At 55.8% G+C, this 17,498-nt stretch carries 7 protein-coding genes; 1 reads left to right on the forward strand and 6 read right to left on the reverse strand.

Annotated elements, in window-relative coordinates:
• Nucleotides 1–15: 15 nt before the first annotated feature.
• The 4 genes from EH31_RS08845 to EH31_RS08865 all read right to left on the reverse strand — a co-directional run bounded on the left by EH31_RS08845 (nt 16) and on the right by EH31_RS08865 (nt 7,939).
• Nucleotides 16–1,542, reverse strand: coding sequence for a methyl-accepting chemotaxis protein (locus EH31_RS08845; RefSeq protein WP_081853319.1), 1,527 nt, complete (start codon nt 1,540–1,542; stop codon nt 16–18).
• 560 nt (nt 1,543–2,102) lie between these two features.
• On the reverse strand, nt 2,103–2,402 hold the full coding sequence (locus EH31_RS08855; protein ID WP_034959788.1) for a hypothetical protein: 300 nt from the start codon (nt 2,400–2,402) through the stop codon (nt 2,103–2,105).
• Between the two features lie 296 nt (nt 2,403–2,698).
• On the reverse strand, nt 2,699–5,566 hold the full coding sequence (locus tag EH31_RS08860) for a M16 family metallopeptidase (RefSeq protein ID WP_034959789.1): 2,868 nt from the start codon (nt 5,564–5,566) through the stop codon (nt 2,699–2,701).
• Between the two features lie 93 nt (nt 5,567–5,659).
• A complete protein-coding gene (locus EH31_RS08865) occupies nt 5,660–7,939 on the reverse strand; it encodes an acylase (RefSeq protein ID WP_051699094.1) in 2,280 nt (759 codons plus the stop codon).
• 228 nt (nt 7,940–8,167) lie between these two features.
• On the opposite strand from EH31_RS08865, the gene clpB reads away from it, so the two are divergent.
• Nucleotides 8,168–10,747 carry an ATP-dependent chaperone ClpB gene (gene clpB / locus EH31_RS08870; RefSeq protein WP_034959791.1) on the forward strand — a complete coding sequence of 860 codons (2,580 nt, stop codon included), beginning with the start codon at nt 8,168–8,170 and terminating at the stop codon, nt 10,745–10,747.
• Between the two features lie 158 nt (nt 10,748–10,905).
• Here clpB and EH31_RS08875 read toward each other — a convergent pair whose 3' ends face one another.
• The gene (locus tag EH31_RS08875) at nt 10,906–13,950 is read right to left on the reverse strand and encodes a TonB-dependent receptor domain-containing protein (RefSeq protein WP_034959792.1); all 3,045 of its coding nucleotides are present in this window, start codon (nt 13,948–13,950) and stop codon (nt 10,906–10,908) included.
• 407 nt (nt 13,951–14,357) lie between these two features.
• Nucleotides 14,358–17,387 carry a TonB-dependent receptor domain-containing protein gene (locus tag EH31_RS08880; RefSeq protein ID WP_034959793.1) on the reverse strand — a complete coding sequence of 1,010 codons (3,030 nt, stop codon included), beginning with the start codon at nt 17,385–17,387 and terminating at the stop codon, nt 14,358–14,360.
• Nucleotides 17,388–17,498 lie beyond the last annotated feature (111 nt).

Genomic DNA, 17,498 nt, shown 5'->3' on the forward strand with positions numbered 1-17,498 from the left:
GGTTCGCGGCCCTGCTTACGCGGCGGAACGCAAATGTTCGTGGCCATTGCTGGATTGATCAGAGACGAAGCGTGAGACGATCTCTTTGAGCGCATCAGCTTGCGAGTTGAGTTGGTGCATGGCCGCATTGCTCTCTTCAACCATCGCGGCGTTTTGCTGCATGCTTTCGTTGAGATTGCCAATCGACGCGCTCACCTTGCCAAATTGGCCGGCTGTATCTGACGTGCGCTGAGATATCTCAGAGACGTTGGTGTCAACCGCGTCAAACTCTTCGAGGATTGTGCTCAAAATCGAGCTCATATTCTCAACCAGAAGCGTTCCTTCATCCACGTCATGGACCGATTTTTCGACCAGTTCCTTGATCGAAGTTGCCGATTCTGTTGCGCGCTGAGCCAAGACGCGAACCTCATGCGCAACCACGGAGAACCCTTTACCGCTTTCGCCTGCACGGGCCGCTTCGACACCGGCATTCAGAGCGAGCAAGTTTGTCTGGAACGCAATGCCGTCGATCAGGTCGATGATATCGCGGATCTCGCTTGCTGAGTTCTTGATCCGGCTCATCGCATCTGATGCGGTGACGATCATCTCCTTGCCATCGTCCGCTTTCCCTTTGACAGCGATGGTCACTTCGTTCGTCTGCTCACATAGCGATGCGGTGCTGCCAAGGTCCTGTGCCAGTTTGTTGGAAAGGCTGGATACCTCGTCAAGCATGTCTGAATCGCGCGCGGTTCGATTGCCAAGGTCGTCGGATGCAGCCCGCATTTCACCAGCGCCTTCGACAACGCAGTCTGCCGTTTCGTTCACGTGGCCAAAAATGCTTTGCAACTGTTCGCAGGTTTCATTGACAGCAAAGCGCAAGGATTCATATTTCGACGGGAATTTTTCTTCGATCCGAGAGTGCATATCGCCCGAAGACAAGGAGGAGAGGCGCGCATTGAGGTGATGCAACACAAGTTGTTGCTCTTCACTGATCCGCTTTTTCTCTGCCTCGGCGGCCGCTTCCAGTCTCTCGCGTTCAGCGCGTTCTTCGCTTTGGCCTTTGATCATGCTTTCAAGCTGGGAGCACAGGAACATCAAAGCGACGCTTTCGCCAAGTAGCACCACCGCATGAAAGATAACGCGGGCGAAATCTGATCCGTCAGGAAAGACGTAAAGGGGCGCCACAAAGTTCAGCAAAAGGTGATGGACCGCTGTGACCGATGTGGCGGCCAGGATGGGACGCCAATCTGCCAGAACCGCGAGCATCGCCAAAAGGGCAAAGAAAGTCAGGTGCATATCGATCACCCAACCCGTGTCCCGGGCGAGCGCAACGAATATCGCAGCATAGACCGGTGTCGTAATACCAAGGATGAGGCGCGCGGTCTTATCGCTGCGTTTGAGGACGGCAAGAGTGATCGGTGTCAGCGTTAACAATCCGCCGGCGATACCGAATATGATTTGTCCCGACATCAATGACCAGCCGACAATGATACAGCCCAGCAAGCCGCACAGGACGGCCAAAGACTGCATTCCTCGCAGGCGAATGGATTGAAGTTCTTTCATGATACGATCTTCTCAACGTTAGGGTTGGGGCGACATAGATCAGGTTGTGCGGACACCGGCAGAAACCCGGCTTTGACAGCGTCAAATGCACTAATCTGGCCGTCCAATTGGACGATGGGAGATGCCCCGTTTTGGGCAAAACTGATCAGCGGCAAATCGTGCCTGGCCGACCATGCGAGCGCTCTATTGGGAGATGAGTGGTTCAAGTCGAACAACACCGCAGCGCTTCCCTCAGGTGGATAAAACGCGGCGAGTGTCAGGCTTGCTGCGGTAAGCAAGCCTTGAGCAGATAAAATAAGGGCGGTCCCAATTCGCATGGTCCGTTCAATAAGGTCACACTGTGAAGCGGTGCTCAATCGAAGGATAGGGCCGACTGCCTAGATTACGGTTCTGAATGTGATCAGGTTTGGGGTTCTGGCTCGGGGCAAAGCTCGGGGCAAAGCTCGGGGCAAAGGGCGACCGCACTGCAAAGGCGGTTGCCCAACTTTGGCAAGGCAAACAAAAAGCCCGCCCGGGCATCAAAGCTCGGGCGGGCTTTTGTCTAGCGTAAGCTTGCGGTTTTAGACGCGCGTGCCTGTGAGCGGCATTGCGCCAAATGCGCCAGCGTTGACGTTGCCAGTGATGGTGTCGCCATCAACGGTTGCTTCGCAGTCGAGTGTCATCGGCATTGGAACCGTCATGTTCATTTTCCAGCTCAGCGTGCTGCCAGCAATGTCGCCGCTTTCGATGTCCATCGAACCCATACCGCCAGCCATGCTGCCTTTGAATGTGCCATCGCCATTGTCGACGATGGTAAGCGTACCGGTTTGGTCGCCCATCGGGCTTTTCACAGTGGTGTTATAAGTACCTGCAACTGACATCTCGTATCTCCTTTAGGTACGCCCGCACCGGGGCGCTTGTGGTGTCTTGAAGCGCGATGACCGCTTTGGGTCCATTGGCTTGGCGCAAAGTTGTACACGTCGCACAGGCGCATTCAATCCCTTACGCTGCGTCAACTGGCGCGAAAAAAGAAGTGGGCCCCAAAAAAGCGGACCCAAAAAAAGCGGGCCCAAAAAGGCGGGCCCAAAAGAAACGGGCAGGGCCATGATTGACCCTGCCCGCTGTTTTTACTCTTTGTGCCTTTCAATCGCTGCCGCGCTGAAAGGCAGGAGGGCGATTAGCCGCCTTGTTGTTCAGCGCCTTCCATTTCGCGCACTTCAACTGGAAGGCCCAGCTGTTCGAGCTGCGGCGCTACTTTTTCTGCATCGCCAACGACAACCCAAAGGAAGTCATCAATGTCGAGTGCAGAACGCGCTGCTGCATCCAGGCTATCAGTGGTTTGCGCTTCATATTTGCCGACCAGCTCTTCGTAATAGCTGTCCGGACGTCCGAAGAGCGCGAGCTCCTGCATCGCGCCCAGAACCGCGCTCGATGTTTCGAACCGGCCGGGCAGAAGACCAACCGAGTTTGCAACATTGCGGGTGAGCTCTTCTTCGGTCACGCCGTTTACGCTGAGGAATTCGCCCGTCTCGCGGATCATCTCTGCGATGGAATCGCCTGTGCGGTCCGCCTGAACGCCGCCGCCAATGGCATAGACCACTGCGTTTTCGCGCGCCTGTGGCCCACCACGAACGCCGTAGCTCCAACCCTTGGTCTCCCGCAGGTTCATGTTGAGACGTGCCAGGAAGTTTCCGCCAAGCGAATTGTTGGCGTTTTCAAAGTCGACATAGGCCGGATCGCTTGCATCAAGCGGGGTGATTTGCCCGCCAAAGATAAAGCTTTGCGGTGAGTTTGGACGGTTGATCAGGACAATGCGACCGCCTTCTGCCTCGGTTGGCATGGTGGAGAAGTCTTTTTCACCCTTAGGCACAGAAGGCGCTTCCCAATCGCCGAACGCTTCGTTGAGCTGAGCCAAAACGGTGTCCAAGGGCAGGCTTGAGATCACAAAAACCTCGCCATTGTCCGGACGGATCCATGTGTCCTTGAACGCCACCAGATCATCGCGGGTGATACCTTCGACGCTTTCGATCGTTTCTACACCGCCATAGGGGCTGTCTGCACCGAAAAGCTCCACGCCGATGGCGCGGCCGGCAATGCCTTGGGGCGAGCGCATTTGCTGGCGAATGCCGGTGATGGTCTGTGCTTTTACCCGGGCAAGGTCATTTTCGTTGAACGCCGGATTACGAATGATGTCACCAAGCAGGCTAAGCGATGGTGCAAGGTTGGAGGACAAAGCCGAGAGCGTGAAGCTCGAACGGTCATCGCCGCCGCCTGTATTGATGGTGACACCCAGCTTTTCACGCTCTTCGGCGATTTGCTGGCTGCTCAATGTGGCAGTGCCTTCGTCAAACAGGCCAAGGGCAAGCCCTTCAAGGCCGCGCTTGTCTGCGGTGTCGGAAGCGGTCCCAGCGTTAAATGACATCGTCACATAGGTCGCAGGAACAGCATCACGCTTTGCATAGGTGACCTGCATCCCGTTCGCGAGGGTTGTCCGCTCAAAGTCAGGGAAATCAAGCGACGGAACCGAGGCGATTTCTGGCGCCGGGCGTTCCAGCGATACGGTGATTGCATCTTTGTCGCTGTCGCGGTCGCGCTCGGTTGCTGGCCCACCAGCGGTAACACTGGATGCTTCCTCATAGGACGCATCGCGCTCTCCGGGTTCAAGAACCAGAGTGAAGGCAGGCTTGGTCATCCATTCCTGCATCGCCGACTTGATCGTCTCTGGCGTGATAGAGGCAAGCAGTTCAAGCTGGTTCACAGCAAAGCTTGGGTCGCCTGCCAGCACTTCGCCGCGGGCAAGAGCCACGGCCTTACCGCCAAAGCCGCCGACCTGTTCAAGCCCACGAATGGTGCCGGCAAGGTTGCTGGTCGCCGCGCGCTCTACTTCTTCAGCGGTTGGGCCGGTTTCAACATACCAGTCGACAAGCTGTTTCAGGCGCGCTTCGAGAACGCGTTGGTCAACGCCGTCCTTAAGAGTGGCGCTTACGTTGATAAGGCCGACGCGTTGGAAGTCGAAGTTTCCAGCCGATACGCTCACCGCAAGCTGTTCATCGCGCACAAGGATTTGGTCCAGACGGCTTGAAAGAAGCCCGCCAAGGATTTGCGTCCCCATGTTGAGCGCGGCCAGATCTTCTGACGTGATACCTGGCGCAGGCCAATACATGCTGATCGAAGTTGCAGCGACCTGGTCACGCATGACCTTGCGCACGGGCTCTTCAAGGGTTGGGATTTCAGCGGCCGCCGGGGTGTTCACCGCGCCGCGCGGGATCGGGCCAAACCACTTTTCAACCAGCGGGCGCGCTTCTTCAGCCGAAACATCGCCAGCAAGCACAATCGTTGCGTTGTTAGGGCCGTATTTGTCGCGGAACCACTCTTTCACATCGTCAAGCGTTGCCGCCTCAATGTCAGCCATCGAACCGATGACGGAGTGTTGGTACGGGTGACCATCAGGGAAGATGGTTTCGAGGATTTCGTAGAATACAAGACCGCCAGGACGGTTGTCGCCTTGACGCTTTTCGTTCTGGACAACGCCGATCTGGTTGTCGAGTTTCCCTTGTGTGACCGCGCCAAGCAGATAGCCCATCCGGTCGCTTTCCAGCCACAAAGCGCGTTCGAGCGCAGGGCGAGGGACCGTTTGGAAGTAGTTGGTGCGGTCAAAGTTCGTGGTACCGTTGTAATCGGTCGCGCCCATTTCTTGCAAGTATTGGAAATAGTCGTTTGGCGCGTTTTCCGAACCGTTGAACATCAGGTGCTCAAACAGGTGAGCAAAGCCCGTGAGGCCCTTTGGCTCATCCTTGGAGCCCACATTGTACCATACAGCAACGCCAACGATTGGCGCTTTGCGGTCTTCGTGCACGATCACGGTCAGGCCATTTTCAAGCTCGAATTTTTCATACGGAACCTGAACCTGCGCGACCAGTTCCTGCAGGTCGTTAGCAGGCTCAGCCGCAGCTGAGGCGTGGTCATCGGCAAAAGCGGGGGTTAGCGGTGTTGCAATGGCAACGCTAAGCGCAGCGAGGCTCGCTGCGGCGTGACGAAATTTCATGTTTTTAGTCCCTTCGTATTCTCAATGCCTGGCGCAAAGCTTTGGGGGGAGTCGCCCGAACCAAGGCGAAATCAAGCCGGTCAAATCGCCGGACTATTTCGCATTGGTGACTACCTTGGTGCTTCCTGCATTAGCTCGTACGTCCTCTTCAAAGAAGTGTACAGGCTTCAATCTGTGATCGACATAGAGCTGCATTTGATCGGTGAAATGCTTCGAATCCGGCCTTGTCGTGGCCGCGCCGAACGGCTGGATCGAGCGCGAAGTCACGCGCCCCCCGTTCTCTCCGCCATCGGCTGGCCATTCGACCCATTGAATAAAGCTGTCACCATGGACAAGGCTTAGCCGTCCATCATCGTCCATACGCCAAATAGTCGAGGCCCGTAGAGTGTCCGAGCCCCCATCCAGCGGCAAGTCCACATTGCCTTGGCGAAGGCGTAAAAGCTCGCTCATCGGGGGATCAAGCCGCCCGAAATGCTCTATCAGATGGCTCCGCGCCTCTTCCAGCTTCTGCGTCACATCTGGCACAGGCGTGTTGTTGTATTCAGCGCCCATGTAGCTGAGGATCATAAGCAGGGCGATGGCATCAGCGGGGCCTTCACCATCGGCGGAATAATCCCACTTCAGCATGAGGTTGCGTGCATCATCAAGCGTGCCACCAGGCCCGCCTGCCTGTTTCATGCGGCTCGGGACTTCCATCGCTTCGAGAGCATCATAAAGGAGGTCCACATAGTCCAGCCGCTCATACGCGGTGTCATATTTGATCCGCTCCAGTGTCTTGCGGTCAAGCACAGCCGCCTCGCTCATCATCCTGTATGCGCGGTAGGAACGGTTGGTTTGCTTGAGTTCAATGCCAAGCACGGGTGAGAAATCATCCGGGCTCAGATCACTCCCCTCACCAGCGGCGGTGTAGGGTTCATTGTTTGAGTTGTAGAGCCAGCCCGAAGCAGGATTGATGAGCTTGGGGATGCGCTCATATTCGACGCTGCCGTTCCAGATAAGGTCAGAGCGCGACCCATCCAGAACACCGCGCCAATTGGCCTCGACATTTTCGGGCCGGTTCGGGATCGCCGCATTGTACACATAGGCGATGTTGCCCTTGATATCGGCATAGATGAAATTTGTGGATGGGATCGCCATACGAGCGATCTGCGCTTCCCATTCCTCAAAAGTCTTGGCCTTGTTGAGCCGGTAATAGGCGTCCAATTGATCGGCCTTGTCCATCCCGCCGTACCGGATCGCAAATGCACCTTTGTCATTCTTGATAACCGGGCCGTGGTGCGCGCTTCGATAAACGGTTTGGGTCACCGGAAGTGTAACCGGGCCCATCTTTACAGGAAGAAGGACCTCTTTTGCGTCCAACTCGTACCACTTTCCATCAAGGCGATAGCTGTCGCCTGCCTCGTTCATTTCAAGCTCGTACACATCGGTCATATCCGGGCGGTTGACCGTATTGGTCCAGCCAAGGTTTTCGTTATGCCCAAGGAATGGGAAGGGTGATCCGGGGAAATTTGCCCCCGTAAAATGCCAGCCTTCGCCGCTTTGTACACCCAGCTCATACCAGGCCACACCTCCGCGAAGGGGTTGGTGCGAATTGGAGATGAGGGTTGTGGGCCCGCCCGTCTTTTCAGGTTTCACCGCCCAAGCATTGGAGCCCATGTGATCGCCCGCCCTCCCCATCGGGAGCACAAGGTTCGGGTGCTCATCGCCGATTCCAAACCCGTGGGCTATCTCTTCACCCAATTCCTTGCGCAATTGCTGCGCGGGCGAATTGGGGCGGGGGAAGCCGGGGATGTCGGGACCAAACTCCTTGCGAAGCTCGCCCCCTTCCACCAGCGGACCGATGACATTGGCAAGACCGTAAAAGAACGGCTGGCGCAAAGTGAAGCCTGCCGCGATATCCTCCCCGTTTACCGGGAACAGATTGGCAAGCTTTACCTCCGCTGGGTTTTGCTCTGCATAATGGTTGAGGCCGGCGGCATAGGCGTTGAACAAAGCTTGCGTGTCGGCGGGCAGTTTGGGAAATTCGCGCTTCGCCGTGCCCCGTGCATCAATCAGGTGATAGACGAAATCAATCTGCGCCCCGTCAGGCCCGGCAATCGCGCCATACCGCCCTTTGGCCATGGCAGCGACATCCTGAAGCGTAAAGAAGTCGTCCTCTGCATGCGCGACAGCCACTCCGAAAGCGACATCGGCATCCGTTTCGCCGTAAATCATGGGCACGCCATATTCACTGCGAACAATTTCGGCAGAGTATTCGCGATAGTCAGGAGCCTTGCTCTGATGGGCCATAAACGGCTCCCACGTCGCCAGGAACACGAACGTCACCAGCGCAATGCCAATTAGGCCCAGAACGCCGCGCTTTACCCACTTCATTGATGAGATTCCCCAATATTCATTGCGCGAAGACAATCGCTTTGTCTGGGCAAGAGGTCAAGGTCTGGGCGAGCGGTCATGCGGTGTCGAAAAGAGGGGGGCTTGCAATGCGCATTTTTGTGACCCACCTACCCATGTAACACACCGTTCGGAGGAAAATTGCCCAGAGCTCTTGTGTTGCTGAAATACAACACTAACTAAAGGGGGCAATCACATGAGGGAACAGGCATGAATCTCGAAAAGTTCACCGACCGCGCCAAGGGTTTTTTGCAGTCCGCGCAAACGGTTGCGATCCGCATGAACCATCAACGGATCACTCCGCTGCATTTGCTCAAAGCGCTTCTCGAAGATGAAGAGGGTATGGCAGCTGGCCTGATTCAGCGCGCAGGCGGCGATGCGAAACAGGCGACTAGCGCGGTCGACATCGCTTTATCGAAAATCCCGATGGTAACCGGCTCTGGTGCGCAATCGACACCGGGCATGGACAATGACCTTGTCCGGGTGCTCGATGCGTCCGAGGGGCTTGCTGACAAAGCGGGCGACAGCTTTGTGACCGTAGAGCGGGTGCTAACCGCACTTGCCGCTCAGCCCGAGGTAACATCAAAGGCGCTCAAAGCGGCTGGCGTTACCGCGCAAGGCCTGAACACTGCGATCGAAGACCTTCGCGGCGGCAAGAAGGCCGACAGCGCGAATGTTGAAAGCACTTATGATGCGATGGAGAAGTTTGCCCGCGACCTGACCAAGGCCGCGCGCGAGGGTAAGCTGGACCCCGTCATTGGCCGCGATGAAGAAATCCGCCGCACGATCCAGATTTTGGCGAGGCGTACCAAAAACAACCCTGCGATCATCGGCGAACCTGGCACAGGTAAGACCGCGATTGCCGAAGGACTGGCCTTGCGCATTGCCAATGGCGATGTGCCCGACAGCCTCAAAGGGCGCACTTTGATGAGCCTTGATATGGGCGCGCTCATTGCAGGCGCGAAATATCGCGGTGAATTTGAAGAGCGGCTCAAGTCGATCCTTGATGAGGTGCGCCATGCCGATGGCAACATCATCCTTTTCATCGACGAGATGCACACCCTAATCGGGGCAGGGGCTTCGGAAGGGTCGATGGACGCATCCAACCTCCTCAAACCTGCTTTGTCGCGCGGCGAACTGCACTGCATCGGGGCGACCACGCTCGATGAGTATCAGAAATATGTCGAGAAGGACCCAGCGCTGCAACGCCGGTTCCAGCCTGTCTATATCGAAGAGCCGACGGTCGAAGACACGATCTCGATCCTGCGCGGTATCAAGGACAAGTATGAGCTGCACCACGGCGTGCGCATAACCGACAGCGCGATTGTGGCTTCGGCCAAACTGTCCGACCGCTATATTCAGAACCGCTTCCTGCCCGACAAGGCCATCGACCTCATGGATGAGGCCGCCTCGCGCATCCGGATGGAGGTGGAGAGCAAGCCTGAGGAAATCGAGACCCTTGATCGCCGGATTATCCAGCTCAAAATCGAAGAGTCCGCCCTTGCAAAAGAGGATGACAAGGCTTCCGCCGAGCGGCTTGAGAATTTGCTCAAAGAGCTTGCTGAGCTTGAGCAGGAATCGTCCGAACTCACCACACGGTGGCAAAATGAGCGCGACAAGATCGAGGCCGAGGGCCGGATCAAGGAAGAACTTGATGCAGCGCGCCTTGAGCTCGAACAGGCGGAGCGTTCAGGTGACCTCGCCAAGGCGGGTGAGCTTTCTTATGGCACCATCCCTGCGCTTGAAAAGAAGCTGGCAGAGGCTGAAGGCCTGACTGATAACGCGCTTCTTCGCGAAGAAGTGACCGAAGAGGACATCGCCTCTATTGTCAGCCGCTGGACCGGTATTCCTATCGACAAGATGATGGAGGGTGAGCGCGAAAAGCTGCTTGAGATGGAGGCGATCCTCGGAAAACGTGTCATCGGCCAGCAGCAGGCGATTGTGTCAGTCTCCAAAGCCGTTCGCCGCGCGCGGGCTGGTCTGCAGGATCCGGGGCGTCCCATGGGTAGCTTCTTGTTCCTCGGCCCAACCGGCGTTGGCAAAACCGAGCTGACCAAGGCGCTCGCTGAATTCCTGTTTGACGATGATCAAGCGATGGTCCGCATCGACATGTCGGAATTCATGGAGAAGCACTCTGTTGCGCGGCTCATCGGCGCGCCTCCGGGCTATGTCGGATATGACGAGGGCGGGGTGCTTACCGAAGCGGTGCGCAGGCGTCCTTATCAGGTCGTCCTGTTCGACGAGGTCGAGAAAGCGCACAGTGATGTGTTCAACGTGCTCCTCCAGGTGCTCGATGATGGGCATCTGACCGATGGGCAGGGACGCAAAGTCGATTTCTCGAACACGCTTATCATCCTGACGTCCAACCTTGGTTCACAGCATTTGGCGAACCTGCCCGATGACGGGAAAGTCGCCGATGTTGAGGAGAAGGTGATGGATGTGGTGCGCGGACACTTCCGGCCCGAATTCATCAACCGCCTGGATGAGATCATCCTGTTCCACCGCTTGGCGATGGAGCACATGGCACCGATTGTCGAAATTCAGGTCAAGCGCGTGCAAAAGCTGCTTGATGATCGCAAGATCACGCTTGATCTTTCCGACGCAGCGCTGCGGTGGCTTGGCCGGGTGGGCTATGACCCTGTATATGGCGCAAGGCCGTTGAAACGTGCGGTGCAGCGCTATTTGCAGGACCCGCTTGCTGAGATGCTGATTGAGGGCAAGGTGTCTGACGGTGTTACCCTCAAGGTTGATGAGGGCGATGGCGAGCTGAAGATGGAAATCGTCTCCTAAGTTCAACCTCCAGCAAAGGGCAGGGGCACGTTTCCCTTTCCTGGCCCTGCTTCAAGTCTCGCCTCAAGCCCCGCCTCAGGCATCTCGTATAATTCTAACGCTCAATAAAAAAGGGCCCCGGTTTCCCGGGGCCCTTTCTTTGTGTTGGTTGCGATCGATTATGGAAGATCGATGCGGAAACCAGCGTAGTAGGTGCGGCCGAAGACATCGAAGATGCCTGAGTCGCCGCCGGTGCCTGTAAGGCCGAGCGGTGGCAGTTCGTTGGTGAGGTTGTCCACACCGGTGTAGAACGTGAAGCGTTCGTCGATTTCATACTCGGCACGCACGTCATGGTAGAAGACTTCGTTGTAGAAGACCTGACCACGTGAGTTCGGGTTGGTTGGCGGGTTGCCGTTGAATTCGAACTCAGATTCGAAGGTGTTGATGAGCTGACGCCCAACAAGACGCATGTCGTAACCAAGGTTCAATGCACCGGTCTCGTAGTTAGCCGAGAAGGTCATTGCGAAGCTTGGGTCACCCAGCTCAGAGCGAATACGGTTCGGAACATCCGGGTTCGCAATATCAAGGAAGGTGACGTTACGCAGAACGTAGGTCGCAATCGCACGCAGGCTCAGACGGCTGTCGTTGTCAAACGTACGGTTGTAGCGAATGTCAAAGTCGATGCCTTCGGTTTCCAGCGCTGCGAAGTTGAACGAACCACCGATCAGAACCGGATCAGCGAAGAAACCATCCGCGTCACGTGGGTTGATTGAAGGGCAGAAGTTGTTGTTCGGGAACGAAGCTGTTGGAGCATCGAAGCAGTTGTTCAACACAGCCTGAGCACCCACACCCGCGATCACGTTAGTGATCTCGATGTTGTAGTAGTCAGCCGTAAACGCAAAGCCAGGGATGAAGTTTGGCTCGAACACGAAACCGATCGTGTAGCTGTCCGATTCCTCTTCGAGAAGAAGCGGGTTACCACCGGTCAAGAACGGAAGCGACTGCGTACGTGCAGGCGTGTTCTCGAAGTTCGCGCCCAGACCAAGCGTCGCACAGTTAGCTTGACGGTTTGCAGGGAAGTTACCCTGTGGCAGGTTCAGAACGTCACACGGGTCGGCGATGAACGCGAAGTTCTGCGACTGTGGAGAGAACAAATCCGATGGGTTCGGCACACGGATCGAACGGCTGAAGTTACCGCGGAAGCGGAGGCCATCAACCGGTGACCACACGCCACCTGCGTTCCAGGTGAAGACACCGTCAGCAGCCGTGTTGTAGTCCGAATAACGTGCTGCACCTTCAACGGTCAGTTCGTTAAAGAACGGAACGTCTGCAAGCAGCGGAATACGGACTTCACCGAAGACTGACTTTTCTGTGAATGCTGGTGGATCGAACGTTGGAATAATGTTCAAGAAGGTCGCGCCAGATTGTGTGATCGGATCGAACTCAGAGAACGATGTTTCACGGCGATATTCACCACCAACAGCAAAGCCGATTGGACCACCTGGCAGTTCGAAGAGCTGCGACAAGTCACCGCTTACGAATGCCGAAACAACGAATTGCTCAGCGTTCTCATCACGGGTGGAATCGAAGTTGACGTAATCGATAGCCGCCTGGCTTGGGCTGCCAACACCGAAGATGTTGATCGGAACACAAGCTGCGTCATCGTTGGTTGTGTCGGCATCGTTGTTGATACCGCAAACGATGTTGCCATTAGCATCGAACTGAGCATCCACCGCATTGGCGAAGTTCTCAGTAAGGATCTGGTTACGGCTGGTGAGGAACGTGTCGAGACGACCGTAGTTTACAGCGATCTCGTAGCTCCAGTCATCGTTGAAGCTACCGCGAGCACCACCAACAATGCGATATGTTTCACGCTCGTTGATTTCGGAACGGCCACCAAGGTCGACGTTGAAACGCGAGTATAAAAACCCGCCGCGACCTGGGAAGAAGTTCTCATCGATGAACGCTGCATCTTCAGGGTTCAGGAACGCATTGTCGAGGGTGACGAATTCCTGGCCAAAGCGGAACGTAGGCTGACCCTCTTGGAGAGCGTCGAGCTTGTTGTACTTACCTTCGAAGAAGAATTCGAGAGCCGGAGACACTTCGTAACGACCAAGGACGTTTACAGTGTAACGGTCAAGGCCCGGTGCAAGCTGACCGGTGTTCGTAAGGGTTGAGCCGAAGCCGCCAATCGTGTTGTTATTGCCGAAACGACGGAAATCGAAGTCAGGTTGGTTACGCGCAAGGCGTCCGTTTGGCAGGAAGCCGTAAATAGCACCTAGTTGTGTACCACCGGCAGTAACCACGGCACCATCGCGGTCCGTCGCACAGGTTGCCGCCGCCCGCGCAGGAGTGCTGGTGTTACAAGAGATCTGAAGGATCTGAGTGCCGTCGGTGATGTTACCGTTGCGAACGCCATTGAAGAAACCGAAGGTGTTCGGACCGATTGGATCGGACGACTGACGGTTGAACTGGTCACGGCCGCTGAATGCGCCGGTTTGACCGTCACGGTCGGTGTTGAACAGCGGTTCGGCGTTTGAGTACTCAGCCGAGACAGCGATGTTACCGCGACCGTCAGCAAAGTTCTGACCGGCGGTGACAGAGATGAACTGCTGACCACGGTCGCCAAAATCGGTGACAGAAGCCTGGCCACGGATCGACACGCCTTCGAAGTCACGTGCGGTGATGAAGTTAACAACACCAGCAACAGCTTCCGAACCGTAAATCGCCGAGTTACCGCCGGTGATCACGTCCACACGCTCGAGCAGCTCGAACGGGATCGTGTTCACGTCGATACGGAAGTCGCCTGGAAGGGCGCCGACCTGACGACGGCCGTTAATCAGAACCAGAGTACGGTCTGTTCCAAGGCCGCGAAGGTCAAGCAGGTTGAGGCCTGATGTACCGATGAAGCGGTTTGAGTTTGACTGGCTGAAGGTTGAACGCAGCGAAGGCAGTTCGTTCAGCGCGTCACCGAGGCTTACCGAGCTGTTTTCGAGCAATTCGTCGGCCGACACGGAGGTGATTGGAACCGTAGAATCGAGGTTCGGACGCTTGATACGCGTACCGGAAACAACGATCGAACCTTGGGGTTCAGCGACGGTGTCTTCGACCGATGCTTCTTCTTGGTCCTGCTCTGCGTCCTGCGCGAAGGCCGGGCTCGCAGCCAGCGCAACGCTGACCGCAAGCGAACCAGCGCTAAGACGAAGTTTAGATGAAGTTCTCATGTGGTGCTTACCCTCATAAAAAGTTGCACCACCAAGGGGGTGGTGCAGCACGAAAAAGAACGGGGTTCGATCACTACGAAGAGGATGATCACGCCCCGGTCACTCTGACGGGCATCCTGCTAACGAGGCAGAATCATCTCCCCCAGGCTAGCCAGTCAGTCCCTGAATGTTGGGTTAAGCTAAGATGAGGGATTTGGAAGAGCAGCACGAAGGCGGTGCGCAATAAATGCAAAGACGTGTAACTTGAATGCAACAGTGTGCCATGGGCGAATTGAAGGCGGATTGCTGCACTGCATTGGATGCCAGATTTGACGGCTTTTGAGGCGTTGCACGGCTCTCATCAACTCAAACAAAAACGGCGGACGTTTTCACGCCCGCCGTCTGCAATTTTAAGTGTCTGCTTTTCTTTACAGTTCAGCGCTGAAGCCGAAGAAGAAGAAGCGACCGGTGTCGTACACACCTGGGTAGGTGTTGCCGTTACCGTTGTTCGCCGGACCAGCCGAAACCGACACTGGGAAGTTGTCTTCGAAGACGTTGTTAACGCCTGCGCGAGCAACGATGCCGTCGAACACTTCATAACGAACCGAAAGGTCGAAGTAGTTCACCGCGTTGAGGGACAGTTCAACTGGTTGCGGTGTGGCTGAGTCATTATCAACGCCGCCGAAGTGGCGCCAGGTGATGTTTGCCGTCAGACCTTCGAGTGGGGTTTCCCAACCGAGCAGGGCACGGTGACGATACTGAGCGGTTGGTTGGCCACACTGACCGGCAAACTCACCTTCACACTCAACTGTTGGTGCACCCAAGAACGGGGTGAAGTCAGATGAGAATAGGTAGGTTGACGCATAGTTCAAGCTAATCGCACCAGCGCTGCCAAGATCGTACTCGTAGTTGACTTGGAAATCCAAGCCACTGGTTTCGAGCGAAGCCGCGTTGACGTTTGTCAGCGTAAAGCCGACGCCCGGGCCACTTGCATTAAGCGAACCAGCGGCGTCACGTTGGACTAGGTTACAGAATACATCTTCGCCTGTTTCCAAGCAGTTGTCCAGAATGGTCTGAGCACCAAGACCTGCAACGATTGCGTCATCGATAGAGATATCGAAGTAATCGACCGAGGCGTTGAACCCTGGCAGGAAGGTCGGCTGGAACACGGCACCAAAGGTAATCGTATCCGAGCTTTCAGGCGTTAGGTTCGGGTTACCGCCAAACAGACCTTGGGTCTGACCAGCCGCAACGTCAGGAATGTTGCCGAACTGAGCAGCGGTAACGCCGGTATTTGCACAGGCTGCTGCGCTGGCAACAGGAACCGCTGTCGAGCAAGGATCGAAGATGCCGTTACCGTTGGCATCGGTACCAACCTGGGCAAGGTCTGGAAGACCAGTGCTTTGACCAGTGAACAGCTCAACCACGTTTGGTGCACGAACTGCGCGCTGGAACTGACCGCGGAACGAAATGTCCGGTGTCGGTGCCCAGGAAAGCTGGAAACCATATGTGTCAGTCGAGAAGCTGTTCGACGTGCCGTTACCGTTAGCAGTGTAGTCGGAATAACGATATTGCGCGCTAAACACGAGCTCTTCGAAGAACGGACGGTTTGTGACCAGTGGAAGCTGAAGCTCGGTGAAGAATTCGGTAACTTCCAAAGTACCAGAGACCGGAAGGGTCGGACCACCAACGCCGGTGAAACCGCCGTCTGGTTGGCGACTGATTTGGTCAGGTGTCGCGTCCAGTGTGTCTTCGCGGTATTCAGCACCAACGAGGAAACCAACGCCTGCATCTTCAGCGAATGGAGACTGAATGCCAAACTCGCTGAGATCTGTTTGGATAGTACCACCCAGAACCAACTGCTCAGTTTCGCCAGTAGTGATACCGACGCCCTGAATAAAGTCGAGCGCACCTTGGCTCACAAGGCTTTCGCCACCTGGCCCACGCTGGAAGATATTATAAGGGACACAGCCATTCGACTGATCGATACAAACAGCGTTGCCGTCTGCGTCGGTCGTTACCAGAAGAGCTTGGTCAAGGTTGGCGATGATGAAGTCGTTGGTTGATGTGTCTTCATCACGGGTTGCCGAGAACTGACCGAACACTTCGTAATCGAAGAATTCAGCAAACGTACCACGAGCACCACCAACGAGACGGAACGCACGGTTTTCAAGACGTGAGTTACGCGGACCACCTTCGACGTTACGGTGAGATGCCGTGAGACCAGTGATGACTTCATCATCGGCAATCTGCTGGGCAGTACACCCTAGCACGTCAGTCGCGATCGAACCACCGCCAGGACGCGATGCATCCTGAATGAATGGGTTGCCACAGTTAATGCTGCGTTGGAAGAAGCCGAAGGATGCAGATGGCGCGACTTGCGCATCTGAAACGACATCGGTGTAACCAAAGTCAGCAAACAGTTCGTGACCGCCATCAAGCTCATAAGTCGCTTTGGTGTAGATCTGGAAACGCTCTGAAGGACGTTGGAAGAAGTTCTGTGGACCAAAGTTGAATGTTTCAGCCGGGCCGCCCACGAAATCTGTGATTGTGCCATCTTCTTGCTGGAAGAAGAAAGGTGCACCGTTAGCCGCATTCCCCGAGAACAGACGGAAGTTGGCTGAACCAATACAACCAAAGCCATTTGCCGAGAAGTTGCCGGTTGAGGCACCAATCGTACAAGCGGAAGCTGTACGGTCAGCCTGGCTGATTTCGTTACGGTTTTGATAGGCGAGGAAGCCAGTGACATTACCACGGCCATCAGCAATGTTGGCACCAAAGGTGACAGATGCGCTGATTTCTTCACCGTCAGTGACGGAACCAGTAGGGAATGGCTGGTTCGCGGCTGTTAGAACTTGCTCGAAGATTTCACGGCCGTTGCTGCTTTGAGCAAAACCGTACTGAACGTCGAATGCAACGCCTTCGAAATCGTCTTTGAGAACGAAGTTCACCACACCGGCAACAGCGTCAGAACCGTAAACAGCAGACGAGCCACCGGTCAGAACTTCAACGCGCTCAACCAGCTGGGTTGGGACGAGGTCGAGGTTGACGGCGATCGAAGCCGAGTCACCATAAGGAAGGCGGCGGCCATCAATCAGGGTCAGGGTACGCTGGGCACCAAGACCACGAAGGTCAAGCTGCGAGGTACCCGATGCACCGTTCGACTGGTCAGCGGTCTGTGCAGCAGAAATCTGCGGCAGAGCGTTGGTGAGGTCTTCGATGTCGACAACACCGCGAACCGCGATTTCTTCTGCATCAACAGCGAGAACCGGGCTAACCGAGGTGAGGTTTGGGTTAACGTTAAGACGTGAACCGGTGACGAGGATTTGATTACCCTCTTCTTCCGCCGCTCCATCCGTCGTAACATCAGCGTCCTGCGCGAACGCAGGCGTAGCAGCCAGAGCAAGACCAACAGCAAAGCTGCCGGCACTCAGGCGTAGTTGTGATGATATTTTCATTGGATAATTACCCCTAATGACGGCCTGAAAATCCGCTCGAAAACGAGTTTCATGTTCAAACCAACACTGACTGAGTGTGACCCATCCGAATTGATGGTTGAGGCATACTCA

This window comes from Erythrobacter longus, from assembly GCF_000715015.1.
Classification (GTDB): Bacteria; Pseudomonadota; Alphaproteobacteria; order Sphingomonadales; family Sphingomonadaceae; genus Erythrobacter; species Erythrobacter longus.